This window comes from Paraburkholderia sp. SECH4 (genome assembly GCF_030511745.1).
GTDB lineage: Bacteria > Pseudomonadota > Gammaproteobacteria > Burkholderiales > Burkholderiaceae > Paraburkholderia > Paraburkholderia madseniana.
The window spans coordinates 26,752-52,374 of the sequence record NZ_JALOCP010000041.1 but is presented as its reverse complement, the minus strand read 5'-3'; the positions used below and the strand labels follow the sequence as shown (position 1 = coordinate 52,374).

The window sequence follows — 25,623 nt, the reverse complement described above, 5'->3', positions numbered from 1 at the left end:
ATCAGGACGCCGAAGCGACCTTCTTGCGGAGAACCGGCAACATATCCTGGGGCTCCGGACGGTGCGTATAGTCAGGGTTGACTTCCGAGTACAGGATCGTTCCGTCTTGCCCGACCACGTAGCGCGCCGGCATCGGCAACGTCCAACTGTCGTCTCCGTTGAACGCCGGCAGATCGTTCTTGAGGTTCTTGTACAGATCCACGAGATAGTCGGGCAAAGCAAAGCGGATGCCGAATGCGGCGGCCACATCATTGTGCGTGTCGCTCAGGATCGGGAAGTTCAGCTTGTTAGTGCGGACCGATTTGCGGCTGTTCACGGCATTCTGCGGGGAGATCGCAACCAGACTTGCACCTTCGGCCTTGAACGACGGCAGCGCTTCTTCCAGGGCCGTCAGTTCAAGATTGCAATACGGGCACCATACGCCGCGGTAGAAGCTGATTACGAGCGGCCCCTGCTTCAGCAGCTCGACAGACGACACGGGTTTGCCCTCCGGATCATTGAGGGTAAATTCCGGTGCTAGGTCGCCTGCTTTGAGCGCGCGTGCGGCCTGGCCGGACGCCACGAGTTCGGCCGTCGCACGTTCCATGACCGGATGGATTTCCGGCGGTGCAAAGAATGGGGCTTTACCGCCTTTGAAATCGGCCTTGAATGCATCGAGCCTGGCTTGAAGTGACATGACTATCTCCTTCCTGATGATGTTCAACGCACATTGCGTGGGAGGGATAGTCCGTCAATGCAAACCGCCGGAGAAGACAGCGCGATTGCATAACTGTCATTCCTGCTGGGCATGGGAGGCGCCGGTGCGCTTCCCACCGCTGATTGAAACTGTTTTTTCCCATGACCCGCTTATCGCATTGCCGGGACGAAGATAGCCTCAGTCGACTCACAACCTAGCAACAGGACTTTTCGTGGAACGACAGGCAACACACTGGATAGACGGCGAATGGCTGGAAACCGGCACGCCCCGGGAAAGCATCGACCCGGCAACCGGCCAGGCATTCGCATCGTATTTCGACGGCGGACTCGACGAAGCGAAGCGCGCCGTCGCGGCCGCCCGTAGGACCTTTCTCGAGACCGACTGGAAAGTCGATCCGATGAAGCGCGCGAGCGCTCTGAGCCATCTCGCCGATGCCTACGAGCAACGTGCCCAGGACATCATCGACTGCCTCTCAATCGAAAACGGCAAGCCCAAGGTCGAAGCCGGCTTTGAAGCCATGCAGATCGTGCGCGCGCTACGGTTTGCGTCCGGCCTCGCGCTCCATACATTTGGGCGGGTCTCGGAGCCGCGCCCCGGAACGCAGTCGATGGTGCTCCGCCAGCCCGTGGGCGTGGCGGGGCTGATCGTGCCATGGAATTCGCCGGCCTATCTGCTGGTCCGCGCGCTGGCACCCGCGCTCGCGGCAGGCTGCACCGCAGTCGTCAAGCTGCCGGCCCAGGCGGCACAGACCGCGCAGCTCTCGGCCGAGATACTCGCGAGCGTGCCGGAAATTCCCCGAGGGGCAATCAATCTGTTCGTCGAAAGCGGTGCGGACGGCGCGAAGTTCCTCGTCGACTCACTCGATGTCCCGGTCATCAACTTCACGGGCAGCACCTCAACCGGACGTGCAATCGCCACGGCGGCCGCCGCCCGCTTCAAGCGGGTCGGACTCGAACTTGGCGGAAAGACGCCGCATCTGGTTTTCGACGACGCGGATCTCGCACAGGCGGTGCCGACCATCGCGGCATCGTCCACCGTGTTCGCAGGTCAGTTCTGCGTGACGGGCAGCCGCATTCTGGTTCAGCGCGGAGTCGCGGAGCAGTTCAAGAACCTGCTGGCGGAACGACTCGCCGCTGTGCAGCCCGGTGCATCCGCCGATGCATCAAGCCAGATGGGGCCGCTCATCGACCGCGCGTCGGTCGAGCGGGTCGACCGGATGGTCGCGGCCGCGCTGGCGGAAGGTGCGACGGCCGTCGTGCGAGGCGGCCCGATTGTCGAAGGGCCACTCGCGGCGGGCGCCTTTTACCGCCCCACGCTGCTGGAAGTGCCCGCGTCGGGTCTCGCCATCTCGCGCGACGAAGTGTTCGGTCCGGTTCAGACGCTTCAGGTGTTCGACACGGAAGACGAAGCCATCGCACTCGCCAACGATAGCGAGTATGGCCTGAGCGCTTGCATCTGGACGCGGGACGCGGACCGGCCGATCCGCGTGGCGCGTCAGCTCGACGCCGGCCACATTTGCATCAACGAGTGGGCGGGCATGCAGGTCGAATTCGAGGAAGGCGGCTTCAAGAACAGCGGCCAGGGCCGGCTCGGCGGGCTCGCCGGCATCGACGATTTCCTCGAGTACAAGCAGATCCTTCAGGTCTTCCACCGCGCGTAACAGAAACCGGCGGCTGCAAACCCGGCGTGCGCCGGCAGCGGAAAGACCGCCAGGGTTTGCTGCCTCAACGAAGAGCCGGATATCGGCGAGCCTTTCCACGATATTCCCATATTTTTTGAAAATCCTTCAAAAGATAGGCCAATTATCAAAATTGGTTCGCGTGTACACAATGGGCTCACTTCTTCAATCCGCGACTCTTCATTACCTCACGCCCCCAGAGATTTCCACCATGACATCCACCGCTTCGTCACTCTTCACGCCGACCGTTGTTTCACAGTTCCAGCTCCCGCACCGGGTCGTCATGGCGCCGATGACACGCTCGCGCAGCACGCAGCCGGGCGACGTGCCCAATGCGATGATGGCGCGCTACTACGCGCAGCGCGCATCGGCCGCATTGATCGTCACCGAGGCCACGCAGATTTCTCCGCAGGGCAAGGGCTATTCGTTCACGCCGGGCATTTATAGCGCCGCGCAGGTCGCGGGATGGCGTCTCGTCACCGATGCGGTTCACGCCGCCGGCGGCCGGATATTCCTGCAACTGTGGCACGTCGGGCGTATGTCCCATCCGGACTTCCACGACGGCGAACTGCCTGTCGCACCGTCCGCCATTCCCTTCAACGGTCAGATCTGGAAAGTGGACGCGGCAACGGGCATAGGCGCTATGGTCGCGTGTCCGACCCCACGTGCGTTGTCCGTCGAGGAAATTCGGGATGTCGTGGCCGACTTCCGCCGCGCGGCGCGCAACGCGGTGGACGCGGGCTTCGACGGCGTGGAGATTCACTGCGCGAACGGTTATCTGGTCGACCAGTTCCTGCGCACGACCTCCAACACACGCACCGACGAATACGCCGGCTCGCGTGAAAACCGGCTGCGCTTTCTGAAGGATGTGGTCAACGCCGTGGCCGAGGAAGTCGGCGCGGAGCACACCGCCATCCGTCTCGCGCCGTTCCTGACCGCCCGCGGCATGGACTGCCCGGACATCCTGCCGACGATTCTCGAAGCAGCCGAGTTTCTGCAGGCGCGTGGCATTGCCTATCTGCATCTCGTCGAAGCCGACTGGGACGATGCCCCTCAGTTCACCGAAGCATTCCGCAAGGCCATCCGCGAACGTTTTACGCGCCCAGTCATTGTTGCCGGCAAGTACGACTCGACCCGCGCCGAGTGGGTTCTGTCGCACGGCTATGCGGACCTGGTCGCCTTCGGCCGCCCGTTCGTCGCGAACCCCGACTTTCCTCGCCGCCTGGCCGAGGGTCTGCCGCTTGCCAGCTTCGACGGAAGTACGCTGTTCGGCGGCACCGAACGCGGATACGGCGATTACCCGAACTGGAGCGGCACCGCCATGACGGCGGAAGAAAGTGCGCTTACTCCATAAGCGACCATTCACCGGCACAGCACGCTATGTTAAATTCTCACGCCACTACTCACACATCATCTTCATCGCGCTCCCAGCGCATCGCCTTCGTCCAGGCCTGCTGGCATAAAGACATCGTCGATCATTGTCGAACCTCGTTCGTCGCGGAACTTGCTCAGGCTGGTTATGCCGAATCGGACTGCGATTTCTTCGAAGTTGCCGGAGCATTCGAAATCCCGCTGCACGCTAAAATTCTTGCGCAGAGCGGCAAGTACGCGGCGGTGGTTTGCGCCGGGCTGGTTGTTGATGGCGGGATCTATCGCCACGAATTCGTGGGTCAGGCAGTCATCTCCGGACTGATGCAGGTGCAACTGGAAACCGGAACACCGGTCCTGTCCGCCGTGTTGACACCGCATCACTTCCACAGTTCGGAGGAGCACACGAATTTCTTCCTCGCACACTTCGAAGTGAAAGGCGCCGAGGTCGCTCGCGCCTGAATCCAGACAGTGGAAACGATCGCTGCAATGCGCAACTCGCGCGAGTGCGCGCCGGCGGCGCAAGCGGCCTGAGGGAGAAAGCGAACGGCGAGCGCATGCGAGCGGTCGCCGCATTTGGCAGTCAGAACGTTTCCAGCCTTCGGTCCGCGAGTGAGCCGTTGCCGGCACCGGCACGGCCGCCCTCGCTGCAGAGGTTTGACGCTCTTGTGCCCTTACGACCGGAGCCTTGGGTGGCGGGGCCGCTCGAGCCTGCATCGGCTGACCGTGAAGCGCACCGTCAAGGCGGAAGATCGTCACCGCGTCGATCAACTGGCGGCCCTGGTCCTCGAGGGACCTCGACGCGGCGGCCGCTTCTTCAACCAAGGCAGCGTTCTGCTGCGTGATCGAGTCCATTTGACCTACCGCGCGATTCACCTGCTCGATCCCTCTCGACTGCTCGTCGGTCGCGGCGCTGATCCAGTCCGGACACCAGAAGCACCAGCAAGACAAGCAATCCGAACGCCACCGTGAGCTTGCCGCGCAGGGTCATTTTATTAGAATTCATGACTTATTCTCCGGTCACAACACTACAGATGGCCGTGTCCCGGACAGCCCCAACCGGACGGAACGCGGATTAATTATTTTCGTCGCATCTTCTCTGCTGCATAAGTGCCATAACACTGGCGAGCGCAGACGGAAAACAAGCAGCTATCCACCGTGATCAACGGAGCGTTTCCATTAGCGCAATCTGGCACGCGCCCGCGCGATCAACGCCGAAGTCGACGAGTCATGCTTCTTCTCATCGACGCTTGCCGACGTCAAATCCGCCTCGACCACCTTGCCGAGGATCTTGCCCAATTCGACGCCCCATTGATCGAACGGGTTGATGTCCCATACCGATGCCTGCACCAGCACCTTATGCTCGTACAGCGCGATCAATGCGCCGAGCGAACGCGCGGTGAGTGCATCGACCAGCAGCGTGCTCGTCGGACGGTTGCCCGGAAACACCAGATGCGGCGCCAGTTCCGGCTTGTCCGCACCGGCAACCTTCTTCGCTTCTTCGAGCGTGCGGCCGAGCATCAGCGCTTCGCTTTGCGCGAAACAGTTCGCCAGCAGCTTCGGATGATGACTGACGAGCGGATGCTCCGGCGTCAACACGGCGATGAAGTCGATCGGCACGATCGTCGGGCCCTGATGCAGCATCTGGAAAAACGCATGCTGACCGTTCGTGCCCGGTTCGCCCCAGGTCACGGCGGCGGTCGGATAGTCGACCATTGCGCCATCGAGACGCGCCGACTTGCCGTTGCTCTCCATTTCGAGCTGTTGCAGATACGACGGCAGGAAATGCAGCGCTTCCGAATATGGCGCGACCAGATAGCTTTGCGAGCCGAAGAAGTTGCGATACCAGATGCCGATCATGCCGAGCAGCACCGGCAGATTCTTTTCGAGCGGTGCGTCGCGGAAATGCTGGTCCATCTCGTTGGCGCCGGCCAGCAGTTCGTCGAACTGTTTCGGCCCGATCGCGATCATGATCGACAGACCCACTGCCGACCACAGCGAATAACGCCCACCGACCCAGTCCCACATCTCGAACACATTCTCTTTCGCGATGCCGAACCTGACCACTTCAGCCGGGTTTGCCGACACGCCGACGAAGTGCTTCGCCAGCGCACTCTCCGGGCAGCCTTTCTCGATGAACCAGTCGCGCAGCGAGCGCGCATTGGTCATCGTTTCGAGCGTCGTGAAGGTCTTGGAGACGATGATCGCAAGCGTCTCTTCGGGATCGATCATCTGCATCACGTTGTACAGATCCGCGCCGTCCACGTTCGACACGAAGTGCGTGGTGATCTCCGGCGTGGCCAGATGATGCAGCGCGTGCACGACCATCTTCGGCCCGAGGTCCGAGCCGCCGATGCCGATGTTCACGACGTAGCGAATCCGCTTGCCGGTGTAGCCGGTCCACTCGCCGCTGCGGACCTTGTCGGCGAACGCGGCCATCCTGGCGCGTTCGGCCAGGATTTCCGCATGGAATGGCGCCTTCGGATCAGTGGCGCGCAGCGCGGTGTGCAATGCGGCGCGACCTTCGGTCGGGTTGACGACTTCGCCCGCGAACATCGCGTCGCGGCGCTTCTCGACGCCGGCTTCGCGCGCGAGTTGCACCAGCAGTTTCAGGGTTTCGTCGGTGATGCGGTTCTTCGAAAAATCGGCCGCGAGACCGCCGCCCGCGAACGCAAAGCGCTCAGCACGGGTAGGGGCGGGATCGTTCTCGGGGGCGAACCAGTCGCGCATGTGCGCATCGCGAATCTTCTCGTAATGCGTTTGCAGCGAGGACCATGCGGCCACGACCTCATCGTGGTATCGGATCAGGCGCTCCACTTCCAGCCTTGACCCGAGGATGACGGGAACGCGCTGATGGACATGGTCAGGCTGGACTTCCATGATCCGCATCTCGCCCGTCGTACTCATCCCGCCAGCCTGTTCGACGATGAACGACATCGGATTGGCCTCATAGGTCAGCCGCAACCGTCCAGCAAGCTGGGGGTTCTTGTTGTCTCGCGGATAGAGGAAAACGCCTCCACGCATCAGGATTCGATGGACCTCCGCGACCATGGACGCTATCCAACGCATGTTGAAATTCGTTTGCCGCGGCCCCGAAGCACCTGCCACACACTCGCGGACATAGCGGCGCACAGGTTCTTCCCAATAGCGCTCGTTGGACATGTTGATCGCGAATTCGCAGGTATTTTCCGGGATCTGAAGCTGTGGGTGGGTCAGCACGAACGATGCCGACTCCCTATCGAACGTGAAACCGTCGACGCCATACCCCGTGGTCAGCACGAACATCGTCGTTGCACCGTAGATCGCGTACCCCGCGCAGACCTGCTTCACGCCCGGCTGAAGAAAATGACGCTCGTCGAGAACGGCATCAGACACCGGAGCAGCCAGCACGGAAAAGATACTTCCGACAATGCCGTTAATCTCAAGATTGGAGGATCCATCGAGCGGATCGAAAAGCAGCAGATATTCGGGGGTATCCGTGGCATGCTCATGCCCGCTCACCTGAACCGACTCGAGCTCTTCAGACGCCAGTCCGCGCAGACAACTAATCGACTCGACCGTACTGATCATAATGTCGTTAGAAACGACGTCGAGCTTCTTTTGCGCCTCTCCATGAACATTCTCGGAATGTGCAATTCCGGATGCGCCGTCGAATACGCCTCGCTCAACAGCGGTTGCGATGGAGGAGCATGCGTCGGCAACAGATTCGATCAGCGTAACCAGTCCTGCCGGGACTCGTTCGTCAAGTGCTGCTTTCGCGAGAAATGAGGACAGCGTAATGTACTGGGTGCTTGCTATGTGAGTCATGTTCGGTCTGCTTGGCAGAAACTATCTGGCGATCGATTGGAATCAACGGGTTGAGAGAGACTCCGTCGACATGCATACAGCAATGGTGGACGCTTACGCATCACATGGCGCGGCGCTACCTTGCCCGAGCAGCGCGAGGGCTGCATCGGGACCCGCGCCTCCCGCAACATACGGCTCGGGAGGATCCTGCTCGCGCCAAGCGTCGATGACAGGATCGACCCATTGCCATGCGGCGTCGAGTTCGTCGCCTCGCATGAAAAGTGTGAGTCTGCCGCGGATCACGTCGAGCAGGAGCCGCTCGTAGGCATCCCTTCGTCTCGTCGAGAATGCCGAAGAAAACTCGAGGTTCAAACTCACCGGTCTGACCGTCATCTCATCACCCGGCGCCTTGGTCATCAGGTACAGTTTCAGGCTCTCGTCCGGCTGCAACCGGATGACGAGGCGGTTGCCCTGGCTGTCCGTGCCGGGAGAGCCGAAAACCGAGTGCGGCACATCCCTGAAATTGACGACGATCTCCGCGACTCGACTCTGCAGGCGTTTGCCGGTGTACAGGTAGAAGGGCACGCCTGCCCAGCGCCAGTTATTCAGCTCCACTTTCAGCGCGACGAATGTCTCCGTCCGGCTATCGGCACGAATGTCCGGCTCGTCCAGGTAGCCGGCAACCGGCGCGCCATGCATCTCGCCGGCCGTGTACTGACCACGTACGGTCTGCCGTGCCACATCGACCGCGCTGAGTGGCTTGAGCGAGCGAAGGACCTTGAGTTTCTCGTCGCGTACGGCATCCGCTTCGAGACTCAGCGGCGGCTCCATGGCGAGTATGCACAGCAACTGCAACAGATGATTCTGGACCATGTCCCGCATTGCGCCGGTGCGCTCGTAAAACGCACCGCGCCCCTCAACGCCCACCTGCTCGGCAATCGTGATCTGGACATCACGAATCCCGTCGCGATTCCAGAGACGTTCGAACATCCCATTGCCAAAGCGCAACGCAAACAGGTTTTGAACAGTCTCCTTACCGAGGTAGTGATCGATCCGGTATATCTGCTGCTCGCGAAATATCGCCCCGACCTCGCGGTTGATCCGTTGAGCGGAGGGCAAATCATGGCCCAGCGGCTTTTCCAGAACGACCTTCGATGTCGCGGAGACCAGCTCTGCCCGATTCAGTTCAGTGCATATCGGAATAAACAGTTCCGACGGCGTGGCAAGGTAGAAGATGTGCCCCCGGCTCTCCTGCCATCGCAACATTGCGGCGAGCCGTGCGTAGTCCGCAGACACTCGCGCGTCCAGTTGAACGAATTCGAGGCGAGCTGAGAAGGTGCTCCACTGTGCGTCGTCGAAGTCGGTCGCGGGCAGGAACTGACGCAAGGCATCGCGTACCTTATCGAGGTAGCTGTTCCGCTCCAGCCCCTCCCGTCCGACGCCGACGATGCGCATGCCGTCCGGAAGCGCGCCCTCCCGGTGGTTCTGATACAACGCGGGTAGAAGCTTGCGCATGGCAAGATCTCCCGTGCCGCCAAAAATAACCAATATCTGTACTTTCATCGATCTGACTCCGACGGGATTCCTGGGGCCATGTGACCTGTCGCGCGCTCGTGCCAGCGCAATCCATTACGCGCAGTGCACGCGGTCATAGCGCCCTGCCATCGCCGACAGCGCAACCGGCTTGATCTTGTGCGCCTGTCCGGCACTGCCGAATGCCTCGAAGCGGGAACAGCACAGATCCCGGGCCGCGCCGAGTGCGTCCGTGAAGAATCGACGCACGTCGAACTCGGAAGGACGCTGTGCAAGTGAGCGCCGTATTGCACCGGTCATCGCGAGGCGAATGTCCGTATCGATGTTGATCTTGCGTACACCATGGCGAATGCCCTCGCAGATCTCTTCCACCGGAACACCGTACGTTTCGCGGATTTCGCCGCCGAATTCACGAATGATCTCGAGCCATTCCTGAGGCACGGAACTCGATCCGTGCATCACCAGATGAGTATTGGGCAGGCGGCGATGAATTTCCCTGATCCTGTCGATCGCAAGAATGTCGCCCGACGGTTTGCGGGAGAATTTATAGGCACCGTGCGATGTGCCGATAGCAATTGCCAACGCGTCGACCCCGGTACGCTGCACGAAGTCGACGGCCTGCTCGGGGTCGGTCAGCAGCATGTCGTGGGTCAATACGCCTTCGGCACCCGAGCCATCCTCCTCCCCTGCCATTCCCGATTCGAGCGAACCCAGACATCCGAGCTCACCCTCGACCGACACCCCGACGGCATGCGCCATCTCCACCACAGTGCGCGTCACCTCGACGTTGTAGTCGTAGCTCGCAACGGTTTTCATGTCCGGCATGAGTGAACCGTCCATCATCACGCTGCTGAATCCGCTGCGGATCGCGGCCTGGCAAACAGCCGGCGACGCCCCGTGGTCCTGATGCATCACGACCGGGATGTCGGGATAAGTCTCGATCGCCGCCTCGACGAGGTGACGCAGAAACGCTTCGCCTGCGTATTTCCGCGCGCCGGCGGAGGCCTGCATGATGACCGGACTATCGCAGTCAGCGGCCGCCTGCATGATTGCCTGAACCTGCTCGAGGTTATTGACGTTGAATGCCGGCACGCCATACGCGTGCTCCGCCGCATGGTCCAGCAACTGCCGCAATGAGATCAGCGCCATGTCATTTCCAGGAAGTAATGTCGCCGTGCGGCGAACGTCGTTAAATTGATATCGAGAATGATCACGACATCGCGCCGGTGTCGGCGATTCCGGCACTTTTGGGCACGACGCGGCGACGCAACGAAGACGAAACTAGTCAACCACCCCTTGTTCCACTTCGAGCGTGCGGTTCACGGCGTCGACGATCGCATCCACCGTAATACCGAACTCTTCGTACAACGTCTCAGCCGGAGCCGACTCGCCAAAGTGCGACAACCCGATCACAGCGCCGCTCAACCCGACGTACTTCCGCCAGAAATCGCCGGCCGCCGCTTCAATGGCCACGCGCCGGATCTTGGGCGGCAAAACGGAAAGCTGGTACGCAAGCGGTTGACTATCGAAGATCGTGGTTGACGGCATCGACACAACCCTTGCGGCAATCCCTTGATCGGCGAGCGCCGTCTGCGCTTTGAGCGCGAGTTCCACCTCGGAACCCGTCGCAATCAGAATGATGTCCGCCGGTCCGCCGACAGCCTCCGAGAGCACATAACCGCCTTGCCGGATCTGTGCCTTCGCCTGCGCGGTACGGGAAAGCGGCGGCAGATTCTGGCGCGAAAGCAGCAGCGCAGTCGGCGCATCGGTTGTTTCCAATGCTGCCGCCCACGCATATGCCGTTTCGACCGCGTCTGCCGGACGCCACACGTTCATCCCCGGAATCTGGCGCAGCATTGCCGCGTGCTCGATCGGCTGATGGGTAGGCCCGTCCTCGCCGAGACCAATCGAATCGTGGGTGAAAACGTAAATACATTGCAGATGCATCAACGCCGCCATACGAAGCGCATTCTTCGCGTAGTCGGAAAACACCAGGAAGGTCCCGCCATACGGAAGGAAACCACCATGGAGCGCAGCGCCATTCATGATCGCGACCATGCCGAACTCGCGAACGCCGTAGTGGATATAGTTTCCAGGCCCGTTCGCGCTGTCGGACATGAGCGCACGCGAAGCCGGCACCATGGTGAGATTCGACGGCGCCAGGTCTGCCGAACCGCCCAGAAGTTCAGGCAATCGACCAACCAGCAACTCCAGGCATTTCTGCGACGCCTTGCGAGTCGCCATCTTCTGCTCGAACCAGTCACCGCCCTCCAGCAGGCTTTCGATCGCCTCGGCGGATCGTTCGCGGCGGCTGCCGTGCATGCGGGACTCGAAGTAGCCGGCCTTTTCCGGAAAGCGGGTGCGATAGGCTTCGAACAACGTGCGCCAGGCCATGTTGCTCTCACGGCCCGCCGCTCGCGCATCCCATGCGTCGCGAACCGGCCCGGGAATATCGAACGGCGCGTGATGCCAGCCAAGATGCTCCCGCGTGGCCGCGATTTCAGCGGCGCCAAGTGGAGCGCCATGCACGTCGTGCGTGCCGGCCCGATTCGGCGAACCATGTCCGATCACCGTCTTGCAGCAGATCAACGTCGGCCGGTCACGTTCCGCTCGCCCTGCCTCGATCGCCCGCTCGATCGACAGCGGATCATGTCCGTCGACACCCTCGACGACATGCCAGCCGTACGCACGGAAGCGCATCGGGGTCTGGTCGGTGAACCAGCCCTCGACATGGCCATCTATCGAAATGCCGTTGTCGTCATAGAACGCAATCAGTTTGCCGAGCTGCCAGGTGCCGGCGAGCGAGCACGCCTCATGCGAGACGCCTTCCATGAGGCAGCCGTCGCCGAGAAACACATAGGTGTGGTGATCGACAATGTCGAAACCCGGTTCGTTGAATTCAGCGGCCAACAGCCGTTCAGCCAACGCCATGCCGACGGCATTGGCAAGACCCTGTCCTAACGGGCCGGTAGTCGTCTCGACCCCTGGCGTCAGACCGCGTTCCGGGTGCCCGGGCGTAATCGACTGCCACTTCCGGAAACCCTTCAGATCGTCTATCGACAGACCGTAGCCGCTCAGATGCAACGCGGCATAGAGCAGCATCGACCCGTGACCGTTTGACAGCACGAAGCGATCCCGGTTGACCCAATCCGGACTTGCCGGATCATGCTTCAGGTACTTGCGCCACAGTACTTCGGCGATATCCGCCATTCCCATCGGCATGCCGGGGTGTCCAGAATTGGCAGCCTGGACGGCGTCGATTGCCAGAAACCGAACTGCGTTGGCAAGTTCTGTCCGGGTCGGATTAGCATGATCCATGAATCACCACTGTTTCGTATACCTAAATTAATATATTGAAGCCCCGCGCGTTTTTCTCGACGAGGCTCCGGCATCCTGTCTTCGGGTACTGTTACGACCTCAGGCGGCAGGCACCGCCGTACTATCCAGCAGATGCGTGATCGATTCACCCATGCTGCGCAGGATCAGAAAGCAGGAACATGCGCCGGCGTCCAGGACACCAATCGAACGGTCGCCCAAACGGGCTGCCCGGCCGATACGGGCGCGCAGCTCGCGGGTCGAATTCATCCCGGCTTCCGCGGCAACCACCATCGCATCGATACACTCCCGGAAGCTCTTGCCCTCTTCCAACGCCACCCCATACGCCATCCGCGCGGGAGCAAGCGTGTCGATCAGCGTCTTGTCGCCGACCTTCGCATCGCCGATCTCCTGGACAGAATCGATACCGGCAACAAGTGCCTGATAGAAAAGGGATTTGTCGAGTTCGGCGTGGTCCGCGAACGTGTCGCTCATGCTGAGAAAGAACGTCCCGTAGAGCGGTCCCATTGAACCGCCGATGCCGTCCATGAGTGCCGAGGACAGATCAGCGAGAGCCACCTGGAGCGACGGTGCCGATCCGCGTGCCGCAAGATGCTCCCCACACTGGCTAAAGCCCTTGCTCATGTTGATGCCATGGTCGCCATCACCAATCGCGCCGTCGACTTCGCTCAGATACTGGCGATTCGCATTGATGGTTCGAACCAGATCGACGACCACACCGCCGGCGTCGGCCAATTTAACGATTTCAGTCATCGTGCGTCTCCCACATTGAGTCCGATGCTTTGACATGGATGCGCGAGGCACGCGCTCAGTTCGTCGTCGAGTTTCGTCAACGTCAGCGTAACCCCCATCATTTCCAGCGACGTAAACAGATTGCCGACGAACGAGAACTGGATGTCGATTCCCGCTTCACGCAGATACTCGGCAACCTCTCCGTACAGGATGTATTGCTCCATCACCGGCGTCGCGCCGAGACCGGACAACAGCACCGATACCCTGTCGCCTCTGGCAAAAGGCAAATCCGGCAACAGCTTGTCGAGCATCAGCCTCGCCATGTCTCTCGCGGGAACGGTGGGCTGGACCAGGATTCCGGGTTCGCCATGATGGCCGATGCCGACTTCCATTTCGCCATCTTTAATGACGAAGTTCGCCTTGCCGACCGCGGGGATCGTACAGGCGGACAGGCCGACACCGATCGAGCGCGTCGAGTCCACCGCTTTGCGCGCACTGGCGATCACTTCATCGAGCGTGGCGCCCTGAGCGGCCCGTGCCCCCCCTACCTTCCACATCACGATTTCACCGGCAACGCCGCGCCGTTTTTCGATCTCGTCTTTCGGCGCCGACGCGGCATCGTCGTTTGCGACGACCGTGCGCACGCGAATACCTTCGCGCTCGGCCAGCTTGATTGCCATCTTCACGTTCATATTGTCGCCTGCGTAGTTGCCGTAAAGGCACGCTACGCCCGCGCCGCTATCGGCCGCCTTGAAAGCTTCAAAGAATGATTTCGCAGTCGGCGACGAAAAGATTTCGCCGATGGCCACGGCGTCCACCAGGTTGCGCCCGACATAGCCGATAAAAGCCGGTTCGTGTCCTGATCCCCCGCCGGTCACAATACCCACACGGTCCTTCTGGCGAGCATGGGCATGCGAGACAACGCGAGGATTCTCCGGTGCGGCGCGCAGCTCCGGGTGTGCCGCGAGGATGCCGCGAAGCATGTCCTCGACAACGAGATCAGGATTGTTAATGACGCGATTCATACCGTTCCTTTACATCTTGAGTATTGTTACTGGGCGGTGTAGCCGCCATCAATCACGATATTCTCGCCGTTGACCATCGCGGCGGCATCGCTGACCAGATACAGAATCAACGCGGCGATTTCGTCGGGGCGTGCGAATCGCCCTGCGGGAATTTTAGCCTTCATCGCTTCGCCCACCGCACCCGCCCAGGCTTTCCTGCCCAGTTCGGTATCCACGACCGTGGGCGAAACGGCGTTGACCGTAATGCCGTGCTTTGCCCATTCGAGCGCGAGCACCTTGGTCATGCCGACGATTGCCGCCTTGCTCGCGCAGTACGCCACATGGCGCTCCAGTGCGACGACACTCGCCTGAGAAGCCAGATTCACAATCCGGCCGGGACCACCACGGCTCAGCATCTGCTTGCCGACGGCTTGCGCCAGGAGAAACGGGGCTTTGAGGTTGATTGTCATCGTCCTGTCCCAGGCTTCCTCTGACAGTGCTTCCGCGTTCTCAAGCAGAGCGACGCCGGCATTGTTGACCAGGATGTCGACGGGACCCAATGTCTCGGTCACGCGCCGCACCAGGGCATCCGATATCCCGGCGACCGTGATATCCGCCGCGATACCCACGTGCCTCTCCGGGCCGCCAGGAAGCGTCCGGGCCACGGCCTCGACGGCCGGGTTGATATCGAGCAGCGCAACGCGCGCACCCGCGGCAGCAAGGCACTCGGCAACGGCAAACCCGATACCGCTTGCCGCGCCGGTCACGACCGCGACGCGGTCCGTGATATCAAAAGGGGTCGTTGAATTGACCGACATCGCTCCACTCCTTGATTAATTACTCTTGGGAATCTTGTTGAGAATGTCCTGGGCGTTGGCCGGCGTGACCTGCGTCCAAGGCACCGCGTAGGACTTCGCCGTACCGTCGTCCCAAGGCATCTTCGCGCCGTATCCCGCCCAGACGTCCGAGCGCGGTTTGTAAGACGAACCGATGACCGTACGCAGCGCAACGTCCAGTGCGCCTTGCGCCTGCGCCTGCGAGTCCTGGAAGAAGGTCGTCATTTCGCCGCGCTTGACTGCGGCGATGCCGTCGACAATTCCGTCAATACCGGCAACCGGAACTTTCTTCGGATCGATACCCTTCGATTTCAGCGCCTGGATTGCGCCGAGCGCCATGTCATCGTTCTCCGCAATGATGCCGCTGATCTGCCCCGGATGCGCGGTCAGCCAATTCTCGACCAGCGCCAGCGACTCGGCACGCGACCAGTTCGCCGTCTTATGCTCGAGCACCTTCACGTCCGGATTTTTCGACAGCACGTCCTGAATACCCTTCGAACGATCGATCTGCGCGGACTGGCCGATCGGCCCCTCGAGGATGACCACATTGCCCTTGCCGCCGATCGCCTTGACGATCGCCCCGGCTTCCATTTGTCCTGCAATCACGTCGTTACTACCAACATAGGACGTGAGTTTGTCGCCGGACACCAGGGTATTCGATCCAATGACCGGAATATGCGCCGCGGCGGCTTTGGCCACGGCGGCGGCACCCGCTGCCTTGTCGATCGGCACGAAAATGATCGCGTCGTATTTCTGCGTGATCATCGTGTCGAACTGATTGCTCTGGGTGAGCGCGTCATAGTTGCCGTCGAATACCGTGATCTGCACCGTACCGTCCTTGACCGCGGGCTGAGCCTTAAGTGCGTTGGTCCACATCTGCATGAACTCACCCTTGAGCCCATACACCGCTGCGCCAATACGGATGGGTTTGGCCGCCTGCGCGACAGTGCAGGTGAGGCCCATCACTGCGCAGGCCAGCAAGGTTTTTTTCCACGAAATCATCGAAGTCTCCTGAATAGTTCCGGATTGTTTCTTTTGAGGTTGACGTTATTGCTTCTTGCGCGAAGCATCGAGCAGGACGGCACCGACGATAATGACGCCCTTTACAACTTGCTGGTAATACGACGACACGCCCAGCAAATTCAGTCCGTTGTTGATGACGCCGATCAGCAGCGCGCCGACCACCGTGCCGCCGAGCGAGCCCGTGCCGCCCGAAAGACTCGTGCCGCCGATCACGACGGCCGCGATAGCATCGAGTTCATAGGACACGCCGGCCTGCGGCAATGCCGATGTCGTGCGCGCGGCGAGGATGATCCCGGCAAGGCCCGCCAACAGTCCACCGATCACGTAGACGGAAAAGAGGATCTTCCCCGTCGAAATACCGCTTGTTTTGGCGCTCTTTGCGTTGCCGCCCACTGCATAAACGTAGCGGCCGTAGGTCGTATAGCGCAGGACAAACCAGAACAGCACAACGACGAGAGCGAAAACGATGATCGGCACCGGTATCCCGGCAATCGCGCCCGTGCCGATGGTCAGGTATCCGTCCGGCAGATCGGTCACCGGCATGCCATCGTTGTAGATATAGGTCAGCCCTCGCGCCGCGCTCAGCATGCCGAGCGTCGCAACAAAAGGAGGAATGGAGAGCCGGGCAACGAGCAAACCGTTGATCGCACCGATGGCAGCGCCTACGGCAAGCCCCGCCGCCAGTCCAATTGCCGCGCCGTGCGGATGCGGACCCGTCACGAGACTGGCGCTGATGATGCCGGCGAGAGCGAGCGTGGACCCGACCGACAGGTCAATGCCCGCCGTGAGCACGACATACGTCATCCCGACGGCCAGAATGCCGTTGATCGACGTTTGTCGCAGGATGTCCGCGATGTTGCCCAGCGTCAGAAAGTACTGATTGGCAAAAGACAACACGATGCACAGGACGACGAGCACGGCGACGATGCCGTAGCGCCGGTAGATATCGCGCATATGGGCGGAACGGCTTTGGCTCGCCGGGACTTTCAGGGAAGTGGTATGAGTATTCATGATGCGAGGTGCAAAAGATCTTCCTGAGTGGTGGTATGGCCGTCGATCACGGTGACCAACTGCCCCGACTTGAAAATGGCGATGCGGTCGCTGACATCCAGAATCTCCTGTGCCTCGGAAGACACCACCATGGCGGCGCCGCCTTTCGACACGAAGTCGTCGAGCAGCTTGTAGACCTCGCGCTTGGCGCCCTCATCGATGCCACGGGTCGGTTCGTCGCACAGCAGGCACGTGGGCTCGGTTGAAAGACAACGCGCGAGCACGACCTTCTGCTGGTTCCCCCCGCTCATCGACGAGACCGGCAGCGACACCGAACTGGTCTTGATCCGCATGCGATCGACCATCGTGTCGACGAGGGCCTTCACTTTCCGGCGGTTGATCAGCGACAGGCGCGACAGGCGGTTGTAGGCGGAGAACGAGATGTTGTCGCGCACGGACGCCGACAGCACGAGTCCCGTCTCCTTGCGATCCTCCGTCACAAGCGACAGGCCGGCCTGGATGGCCTTGGCGGGGCGGCCAACCGGCAATGCGCGGCCCTTGAGCCTGACTTGACCGCTATCGGGACGGGTCAGCCCGTACATGCAGTTGAGGTATTCACTGCGGCCCGCGCCCATGAGCCCGTAGATGCCAAGGATTTCTCCCTCGTGAACCGTGAGCGAGATATCGTTGAATTCCGACTCCCGGGAAAGACCCGTCGACTCCAGTACGGGCTCGCCCACGGCCCTGCGAACCTTCTCGGCGGAATGCAGCTTGCGCCCGACGATCGTGCTCACCAGATAGGAGCGGTCGATGTCGGCGATACGGCCGCTGTCCACATACCGTCCGTCGCGAAAGACCGTGTAGTCGTCCGCGATCTGGAATATTTCCGAGAGCCGGTGGCTGACATAGATGATCCCGGTCCCCTGCGCCGTCAGGTTACGGATCGCGTTGAACAGTACTTCGGTTTCGCGCTCGCCGATCGCTGAAGTCGGCTCGTCCATGATCATCACGTCGCAGTCGCGGCTGAATGCCTTGGCGATCTCAACTAGCTGGATCTGCGCGAGACTCAGCGACGACATGCGTGCGCGGGCATCGACCGGGAAAGCAAGGCGGTCCAGGAGTTCCTGCGCCTGTCGCACGAGCGCCCCGAATCTGACCAGCACACCGGCCCTGCGGGGTTCGCGGCCGAGATACAGGTTCTCGGCAACGGTCATGCCGGGAATCGGCGAAAGCTCCTGCGTAATGATCGCGATGCGATTGTCGAGTGCTTCGGCCGGCGTCTGGAAATTGACGCTTTGTCCCTTGAACAGGATTTCTCCGGCATCGCGCTGGGTGATACCCATGACGATGCCAAGGAAGGTCGACTTTCCGGCACCGTTCCCGCCGCATAGCGCATGGACACTTCCGCGCCGCAGCTTCAACCGGCCGTCCTCTAATGCCCTGACACCATTGAATGCCTTTTGTACACCGCTGGCATCCACAAGAAGGTCGTCCACTTTGTCTCCTAACATTTGCTCGCGGTTGAACATTTGAGCATCTGGATGACATCGTAGGTTCGCTCCAGACACCTGTCAATTACTCGAATCACGTGGTTTACCCCTAATGTTATCTCGCCTCAAAATCTGCTGCAGCGCAGTGATTACGGTCAATGACGCCTTGGGCGCCTTAACAGAAAACGCGCACCTACGGTCTTGACATTCACACGCACACGATTGAGAATTTGATCATCAGTGGACATTTGATCAATCGTGCGCTGAGCAATCTCGGACAACTGGAGTGGAATATGAAGCTGGCAATCGGGTGCGATGAAGCCGCATTTGACCTGAAGGAACTGATCAAGCAACATTTGGCTGGCAAGGGGCTGGACGTCACTGACTTCGGAACCTACGAGGCGGAACCTGTCCACTACCCAAACATCGCGTTCGCCGTAGCGGAGAAGGTTGCGCAAGGCGAATTCGATCGGGCCGTGCTGCTGTGCGGAACTGGCATCGGCATGGCGATCGCCGCCAACAAGGTGCATGGCATTCGCGCTGCGCAATGTCACGACACCTACTCGGCGGAACGGGCGAGCAAGAGCAACGACGCGCAAATCATTACAATTGGCGCTCGCGTCGTCGGTCCCGAACTCGCGAAAGCGATTGTTGATACATGGCTTGGTGCGAGCTTCGATGGCGGACGCTCCGTCCCGAAGGTGAACCGCATCAAGGAATACGAGGATGACCACCAGCTACCCCGCAACAACAAGCCTGCCTGAACTGGCTGCCCCGGTCATAAGTCGATTACCCACCGGCTCCGCGGCAAGCCACGTAATATCCAGCCGAATGGGAAAGAGACAAATCATATGACCACCGACGAACTGACTCGTCTGGCAACGCTTTACTACGTCGACGGACTCACGCAGGAAGATCTGTCGAAGCAGTTTTCGCTTTCCCGAGCCAAGATAGGCCGTCTTCTGAAGCGTGCGCAGGAAGAAGGCATCGTTGAAATTCGCGTCAGGCACCATCCACGTGATACACGAGACCTCGAGCGTGAGTTGATCGAACGGTTTGGGATCGAAAAAGCGATCGTGTCCGTCAATCACAAAGACCAGGACAAGCAGCGCGAACTGCTTGCCGGTCTGGTCGCCAGCCATCTGGATCGCATTCTCACCAACGACATGATCGTTGCCGTGGGTATCGGCCGTAATATCAACGCGATCTCGGAGCATGCGATCTCGTCGACGCAACGCTCTCCGACCTTCGTCTGCGCCATCGGCGGCTTCTACCGGGGCGGCGAGATCATGAATGCCGACCACATCAGCCGTCGGCTTGCCGCCCGTTTTGGGGGTGGCAGCGAAACACTTTACGCGCCAGCTCTCGTGGGCGACCCTGCCGTCCGCGAGGGCCTGCTTCACAACGATGCGGTCAAACCCACGCTTGACAAGGCACGTAGAGCCCACATCGCGCTGGTTGGGGTCGGCGACATCAATGAAGACAGCATCATGGTTCGCAACGGCTGGTTTTCGCCGGACGAGATCGCCGAACTCCGCAAGTGCGGGGCAGTTGGAGACCTGATGGGCTACCACTTCATCGATATTGGCGGCCGCCCCGTTGTCACTCCCGTGCGCGACCGGGTCATCGGTCTTAGCATGGAAGACCTGAAACGCATTCCGAACGTTATTGCGGTCGCCAGCGAAAATACCAAGACGACCGCGGTCCTGGGCGCGTTGCGCGCAGGGGCAATCACCACGCTCGCAACGACGGAAGCCATTGCTCAATCGATTGTCAGCCTGGAAGACGCCACTCGCAACCCGCTTTCTCCGCAACAATCGGAGCTGGCGACCCGGTAAAAGTCGGGCCGTCTGCATGGTCCGCATGCGCGTGGCGTGCAAACTCGAACAGCGTCCGCACTCGGTTCGGACAGCCTACTTCCCGACCGGCTCGAGAACCGCGAGCTTGCCGCCCCGCACGCCAACGATCTGCATCATGACGTGGGCATGATTGTGTTCGTCCATCGCAAAGGTGCCACCCAGCATGGAAGGCATCTGGGTCGATCGCAACGCCTGCCGTATCGCAACAGGATCGTCCGAGTTCGCGCGACGGATCGCGTCCACAACCAGCTCCGTCGCCTCGAACGCGAGGACCGACCGCTGGGTCGGAGCAAGCCCGTATTTCTCCCGGTAAGAGGCCACGAACTCCTGCACGCCAGAGTCGGGCGCCGAGGGTGTAAATACCGAAATCCCCGCGGACCGATCAAGCGCGCCAGCCGCCACGAACTGGGGAGACAAATTCGCAATCGCCGCCGTGAAATCAATGCGGCCCGCTATCGGGGTGCCGCCGCCGGTTTGCTCATAAGCACGGAAGAACGCCGCACTGGACGCGCCAAGAAGCGTAACGATGCGATCAGGTTGCAGCGCCTTCAATCGCTCGATTGACGGAACAAGGTCCGTGGTTCCCTTTGCAACGGTCTCGCTGGCCAACGTCTCGATGTGAGCGGCCGTCGCGGCCTTTTCCATCGCCACCGCGTTGGCGCGGTTGAAGTCGTTGTCGTCCGCCAGGATGACGATACGCTTGACGTTCTGGGCCTTCAGCCACTGCATCATCGCGCTCGCCACGTCGCCATCGGACGGACTGGTTTTGAAAACGTAGTCGTAGCCCCCGGAACCGGCGGCATCGACGAATTCCTTGCCGGCCGAAATGTCGATCACAAACGGCACCTTCGCGTCATTCGCTACCGGCATCACGGCACGCGTGACCGGCGTTGCCAGCGCGCCCAGCAACACGGAAACGTGCTGCTGTCCGATGAGTCGCTTCGCCGCCGCAATCCCTGTTGCCGGATCGGCAGCGTTGTCGGCATAGAACGCCTCGACAGGTCTGCCGAGCACGCCGCCGGATGCGTTGATGCGCTGTAATGCTAACTCGACGCCGTATTGCTCGCTCTGTCCGCGATCGGCATTCGGGCCGCTCAGGATGGTTGTGACGCCGATGCGAACGGGGTCCGCGGCGAATGCCGGGCTAACCACAATCGCCAACCCCGTCGCCAACAACACTGACATCAATCTCATACACGATTCCTTTGCTGATGGCTTAACTGGCGATCGCAGCCAGACTGCCTGTGGAAAGCTCCTGCTACCGGAACAGAAGGCGAGCGCCGCGTTATGCGCGCACGTCGACTACCACTTTGCCGAAATGCCGGCCGCCCGCGAGATACTCATAGGCTGACGGAGCCGCATCGAACGGGAAGACTTTGTCGACGGCAGGATTGATCTGGTTGACGTCGACGAAACGGACGAGCTGTTCGAGCATCGCGCGGCTACCCGCGGTAATGCCGGCGAGACGCTTTGCTCCGCCGACGAGTGCGCCGGGCTCGATCGAGACACCGCCGCCGCCGCTGACCCGGCCGATCACGACGATCGTCCCACCGGGTCCCGCGGCCTTCAGCGAGCGCGCCAGCGTGCCCTCGCCACCGACCTCGACAACAACATCAACGCCGCCCCCCTCCGTGAGCTGCAAGACCTCGTCCTGCCATTCCGGGCTGTTCCGATAGTTGATGGTCGCATTCGCGCCCAGCGAGCGTGCACGTTCAAGTTTTTTGTCCTGGGACGATGTCACGATCGTGAAGACGCCCGCAGCTCTCGCAAGCTGTAGTGCCCACAGCGAGACACCGCCGGTTCCCAGCAGCAGCACGCTGCCACCGGGTTTGACCGCGCCTGCGACGAACAGCGCATTCCATGCCGTCACGCCGGCGCAAGGCAACGTTGCGGCCATGATGGGATCAAGACTGCGTGGCGCCAGCACGAAAGCCTCCTCACTTGCCACGAGTTCTTCGGCCAGCGTGCCGTCGAACTGGGCGCCGAAGGACACGGCCGTCTTGGCAGGGGACAACGCACCGTCAATCCATCGCGGGTAGTAACTCGTGATGACGCGATCGCCCACCTTGAAACGGGTGACCGCCTCCCCAACGGCAATGACGTCCCCGCATCCATCGACGAGCGGGACGATCGGATAGCTCGGCGGGTTATAGAACTGACCCCGCGCGAAACTGAGGTCGCGATGGTTGAGCGCGGCGGCGTCTACGCGCACCCTGATTTCGTAGGCACCGGGGTCCCGGCTTGGGCGTTCGACACGTTCAAGTCCGCCAAGGCCAGCACCGGCCTGGATTTGATAAGCCTTCATTACACCTCCTGGTAGACTGCACGGCGCAGTGCCATTGGAAAATTCCCGGTCATGCCTGCGACTGCCGTGTTCGTCAACGCAACGACAGAAATGCCGGTAGCCGGGTCCACCCAGAAGTTCGTGCCGTACACGCCGGACCAGTTCCAGGCGCCGGCGCTCACTGGCGATTTCGCCGCAGCCGGATCCCTGAGCACGGCCACGCCGAGTCCCCAGCCGAAGCCTGGGCCCGCTGCGCCGACCGGCAAATCGCCGATCGCATTGGACGTCATCGCCGCCACGGTTTCCGGGCGGATGATGCCCGCACCACCTGAGCGGATCGCTTCGGCAAAGCGGAGGTAATCTTCCGCCGTGCCTACCATGCCGACGCCACCTGATGGAAAGGCCTTCGAATCGAATGCCCGGGCGGGCGAATACACAATGGCGCTTTGCCCGAAGCCGAGCGAGAAAGGATCGGTCATGCGGGTGGGGTGAGGCGACGCATCGCCATACGGCGTCGCCAGCACGGTATCGGCTGAAGCAACGAAGCGGATACTGGCGATGCCCAACGGATCCGTCACGATGCGCTGGACCGCGTCGGGCAATGTCATGCCGGTTACGCGCTCGATGACGGCGCCGAGCACGTCGATGGCGACGGAATAGTGCCAGGCAGTCCCAGGCTCAAAAAGCAGCGGTGCTGCTGCAATTCGCCAAAGGTTCTCTTTCAGCGTCAGCCCGGAATGATCGAGTCCGTCGGACACGCCCAACTGGTGATAGGGACCGCCCTCAGCCTCGAGGAACCCATAAGTCAGCCCAGCCGTATGCGTGAGCAGATGGCGCACCGTGATGACGGGCTCGCGGCCATCGGACAGCTTCGGGCGGAAGTCGGGCAGCCATCGGGTAACGGGATCTTCCAGGCCAAGCCGGCCACGATCGATGAGCGCCAGCGCCGCCACGCAGACAATCGGTTTTGTCATCGACGCGAGGCGGCAGACCTCGTTTTCCGTCATTGGCCGGCGGGCTTCGCGGTCGGCAAAACCAGCCGCGTGCCGGTAGACGATCTCTCCGTCTTTTGCGGCAATCACGGTCGCGCCTACGATATGCCCACTGTTCACCGCGTCGAGAATGATGGCGTCCAGCGCCTTCGCCCGATTCCATCGGGACCGAATGGCCGGCGCAGATGGCGTCGCCTCGGAAACCGGACTCGTCAACGCGGCGGCAAGGCCGCCGACCGTGGCGGCGACACAGAATTCACGGCGCGATACCTTTCGCACCGCGACTGCTCGCCGGGATATGGATGCTCTCATTGCTGCCTGCCCTCGCCGCTCATGCGGCCTCTAACAAGATATGGAGAGCAATGTACAGTTTCACCTATGAGGCGAGAATACGTTCAATTGTCGATTAAGTTTTTCATCAGGGTGAGAAATAGAAGCGCGTGACGCGCCAGATCGACGGCAAACATCCTGCATCCGTATGTCACATTTCGGATTGCTGAAGAAAACGATCCGATTTCTTACTATCAGAAAAAAAACAATTTCCGGCCAGTAGAATTGGCGCCGCCCGTAGAAGCTCTACCATGGAGATCCGTCAGCCAGCATCCAGTCCGCGTTGCGTACTCTGTCTGTCACAACCCGCACGAGTACATACCATGACAGCTCCCTCGCTTTCCCGTCGCTCATTCGTCGCGGGTGGACTGGCCGCTCTGGTCGATCTGTCTGCGTTTGGTCAGGCGTCCGCCCTACCCGGCGCTGCTTCACCGCCGCCCCTTCCCGACATCGGCGGCGAGGGGCCCTGGGATTACTGGGCATCAGGTCAGGGAGCAGGTGTCGTCAGGATTGCATCTGCCGCGATTCTTTCCGCGAGCCCCTACGATACTCAACCCTGGCTGTTCCGGCTGCGCCCCACTCGCATCGAAGTACTCGCCGACAAGAACCGCAATCTCGGTGAACTCGATCCGTTCCGACGAGAGCTCTACATGGGCCTCGGATGCGCCATCGAGAACGCGTGCGTGGCCGCGCCGGCTCAAGGAATCAACCCTGTCGTCCGTCTGTTGCCTGAGTCGTCGGCTGGCAATGACGATCTCGCCGCGGTAATCGGGTTGCAGCCGGCCCGGCAAGCGAAGCACCCGCATCATGATGCAATTGCCCGACGACACACCAATCGCCTTCCCTACGACACGGATCGCAAGATCGATCAGGCGACACTCGACGCGCTTGCCGGACTGGCGTCTTCGGCAGATGTGCAGGTAATTTTCCTGGAGGCGACCTCACCAGGCGGCACCGTCTTTACGGACCTGACGATGCAGGCAACGCAACTCATCATCGACACGCCGGACTTGCGCGAAGGCCGCAGGGCGGGCTTACGCGCAATAGCGGCAAACCCGTCCGCCCTGAACGCCGAAGCCCTGCAACAGGCCGACGCGAACTGGTTGAAAGCAACCCGGACAGTGGCCTGCGCAACGGCAGCCGCGTTCGGGCTGATCATGGTCCGCGGCACAAGACAGGATCATCGCCTGCATATTGAGGCCGGACGGCTTTGGCAGCGCATCCACCTCGACGGTACAAATCGCGACCTGGCGATGCAGCCAATGAACCATTTCGTCGAAGTGATTGACTACGAGACCCGCACCCAAGGAACGTCGCGGACATCCTCAGCCATACGCGCAGCGCTGCAGCAAAACTGGAACGGATGGGAGCCTATCTTCGGTTTCCGCCTCGGCTACGCCGGTGCAATGGCGCCGCGAAGCCCTCGCCGGCCGTTGTCGTCGATCGTTGTCGCCTGACGGGCTCGTTACCGGTTTGCTATTGCTTGCGTTCATGCTTGCCGCCAGTGCGGCCAACATCATATACATTCAGCATTACTTATCATACCAATATCAACCCCTGGGGTTCTTGCCAGAGGAAATTTTTTCAAATACCTGACAATCTCGCCTTCAGTGACCGCCATACCTGCCGTAAACCAAAAGACAGGTTGAGGCCATGGGTCCTTCCTATAGCACTTATGACAATCA

20 protein-coding genes and 2 pseudogenes are annotated in these 25,623 nt (G+C 60.9%); 6 read left to right on the top strand and 16 right to left on the bottom strand.

From position 1 onward, the window contains the following. Position 1 precedes the first annotated feature (1 nt). Positions 2-676 (bottom strand): peroxiredoxin-like family protein, encoded by a 675-nt coding sequence (locus M0D67_RS35075; RefSeq protein ID WP_154562573.1) that lies wholly within the window; start codon positions 674-676, stop codon positions 2-4. 232 nt (positions 677-908) lie between these two features. Here M0D67_RS35075 and M0D67_RS35070 point away from each other — a divergent pair, with 232 nt between their 5' ends. The 3 genes from M0D67_RS35070 (at position 909) to M0D67_RS35060 (ending at position 4,205) form a co-directional block, all read left to right on the top strand. Next, entirely contained in the window at positions 909-2,357 is a 1,449-nt protein-coding gene (locus tag M0D67_RS35070; RefSeq protein ID WP_266241610.1) for an aldehyde dehydrogenase family protein, read from the top strand. Positions 2,358-2,586: 229 nt separating this feature from the next. Further along, the gene (locus M0D67_RS35065) at positions 2,587-3,729 is read left to right on the top strand and encodes an alkene reductase (RefSeq protein WP_266241608.1); all 1,143 of its coding nucleotides are present in this window, start codon (positions 2,587-2,589) and stop codon (positions 3,727-3,729) included. Between the two features lie 26 nt (positions 3,730-3,755). Next, positions 3,756-4,205 carry a 6,7-dimethyl-8-ribityllumazine synthase gene (locus M0D67_RS35060; protein WP_266241606.1) on the top strand — a complete coding sequence of 150 codons (450 nt, stop codon included), beginning with the start codon at positions 3,756-3,758 and terminating at the stop codon, positions 4,203-4,205. A 276-nt stretch (positions 4,206-4,481) separates the two neighbouring features. Here M0D67_RS35060 and M0D67_RS35055 read toward each other — a convergent pair. The 12 genes and pseudogenes from M0D67_RS35055 to M0D67_RS35000 all read right to left on the bottom strand — a co-directional run. Next, positions 4,482-4,661: pseudogene (locus M0D67_RS35055) on the bottom strand (methyl-accepting chemotaxis protein); the annotation flags it as partial. A 261-nt stretch (positions 4,662-4,922) separates the two neighbouring features. Further along, a complete protein-coding gene (gene pgi, locus M0D67_RS35050; protein WP_266241634.1) occupies positions 4,923-6,527 on the bottom strand; it encodes a glucose-6-phosphate isomerase in 1,605 nt (534 codons plus the stop codon). 15 nt (positions 6,528-6,542) lie between these two features. After that, positions 6,543-7,550 (bottom strand): annotated as a pseudogene (locus M0D67_RS35045) (class 1 fructose-bisphosphatase); the annotation flags it as partial. 93 nt (positions 7,551-7,643) lie between these two features. Beyond that, positions 7,644-9,092: a glucose-6-phosphate dehydrogenase gene (gene zwf / locus M0D67_RS35040; RefSeq protein WP_266241604.1), complete on the bottom strand. Its 1,449-nt coding sequence runs from the start codon at positions 9,090-9,092 to the stop codon at positions 7,644-7,646. A gap of 66 nt (positions 9,093-9,158) precedes the next feature. Further along, positions 9,159-10,211, bottom strand: a complete 1,053-nt coding sequence (gene fba / locus M0D67_RS35035) for a class II fructose-bisphosphate aldolase (RefSeq protein WP_266241602.1) — start codon at positions 10,209-10,211, stop codon at positions 9,159-9,161. Between the two features lie 132 nt (positions 10,212-10,343). Next, on the bottom strand, positions 10,344-12,380 hold the full coding sequence (gene tkt / locus M0D67_RS35030) for a transketolase (protein ID WP_266241600.1): 2,037 nt from the start codon (positions 12,378-12,380) through the stop codon (positions 10,344-10,346). 99 nt (positions 12,381-12,479) lie between these two features. Continuing rightward, positions 12,480-13,151, bottom strand: coding sequence for a dihydroxyacetone kinase subunit DhaL (dhaL, locus tag M0D67_RS35025; RefSeq protein ID WP_266241598.1), 672 nt, complete (start codon positions 13,149-13,151; stop codon positions 12,480-12,482). Further along, positions 13,148-14,155, bottom strand: coding sequence for a dihydroxyacetone kinase subunit DhaK (locus tag M0D67_RS35020; protein WP_266241597.1), 1,008 nt, complete (start codon positions 14,153-14,155; stop codon positions 13,148-13,150). The genes dhaL and M0D67_RS35020 overlap by 4 nt, the downstream gene beginning before the upstream one ends. A 26-nt stretch (positions 14,156-14,181) precedes the next feature. Beyond that, complete coding sequence (locus M0D67_RS35015) at positions 14,182-14,952, bottom strand: GolD/DthD family dehydrogenase (protein WP_266241595.1); 771 nt, start codon at positions 14,950-14,952, stop codon at positions 14,182-14,184. Between the two features lie 15 nt (positions 14,953-14,967). Continuing rightward, a complete protein-coding gene (locus M0D67_RS35010; RefSeq protein ID WP_266241593.1) occupies positions 14,968-15,972 on the bottom strand; it encodes a substrate-binding domain-containing protein in 1,005 nt (334 codons plus the stop codon). 45 nt (positions 15,973-16,017) lie between these two features. Continuing rightward, positions 16,018-17,004: an ABC transporter permease gene (locus M0D67_RS35005; protein ID WP_266241591.1), complete on the bottom strand. Its 987-nt coding sequence runs from the start codon at positions 17,002-17,004 to the stop codon at positions 16,018-16,020. Beyond that, entirely contained in the window at positions 17,001-18,512 is a 1,512-nt protein-coding gene (locus M0D67_RS35000; RefSeq protein ID WP_266241589.1) for a sugar ABC transporter ATP-binding protein, read from the bottom strand. The genes M0D67_RS35005 and M0D67_RS35000 overlap by 4 nt, the downstream gene beginning before the upstream one ends. A 254-nt stretch (positions 18,513-18,766) precedes the next feature. Between M0D67_RS35000 and rpiB the strand changes: the two genes are divergently transcribed. Together rpiB and M0D67_RS34990 are read left to right on the top strand one after the other, a co-directional pair. Beyond that, positions 18,767-19,237, top strand: coding sequence for a ribose 5-phosphate isomerase B (gene rpiB, locus M0D67_RS34995; RefSeq protein ID WP_266241587.1), 471 nt, complete (start codon positions 18,767-18,769; stop codon positions 19,235-19,237). 87 nt (positions 19,238-19,324) lie between these two features. Then, the gene (locus tag M0D67_RS34990) at positions 19,325-20,311 is read left to right on the top strand and encodes a sugar-binding transcriptional regulator (RefSeq protein WP_054042380.1); all 987 of its coding nucleotides are present in this window, start codon (positions 19,325-19,327) and stop codon (positions 20,309-20,311) included. Positions 20,312-20,386: 75 nt separating this feature from the next. Here M0D67_RS34990 and M0D67_RS34985 read toward each other — a convergent pair whose 3' ends face one another. From M0D67_RS34985 to M0D67_RS34975, 3 genes are all read right to left on the bottom strand, one after another. Continuing rightward, positions 20,387-21,526, bottom strand: coding sequence for an ABC transporter substrate-binding protein (locus M0D67_RS34985; protein ID WP_266241584.1), 1,140 nt, complete (start codon positions 21,524-21,526; stop codon positions 20,387-20,389). A gap of 91 nt (positions 21,527-21,617) precedes the next feature. Further along, complete coding sequence (locus M0D67_RS34980) at positions 21,618-22,637, bottom strand: NAD(P)-dependent alcohol dehydrogenase (protein ID WP_266241582.1); 1,020 nt, start codon at positions 22,635-22,637, stop codon at positions 21,618-21,620. Further along, a complete protein-coding gene (locus M0D67_RS34975) occupies positions 22,637-23,887 on the bottom strand; it encodes a serine hydrolase (RefSeq protein WP_266241580.1) in 1,251 nt (416 codons plus the stop codon). The genes M0D67_RS34980 and M0D67_RS34975 overlap by 1 nt, the downstream gene beginning before the upstream one ends. Before the next feature lie 302 nt (positions 23,888-24,189). On the opposite strand from M0D67_RS34975, the gene M0D67_RS34970 reads away from it, so the two are divergent. After that, positions 24,190-25,395 carry a hypothetical protein gene (locus M0D67_RS34970; protein WP_266241578.1) on the top strand — a complete coding sequence of 402 codons (1,206 nt, stop codon included), beginning with the start codon at positions 24,190-24,192 and terminating at the stop codon, positions 25,393-25,395. Positions 25,396-25,623: the final 228 nt, after the last annotated feature.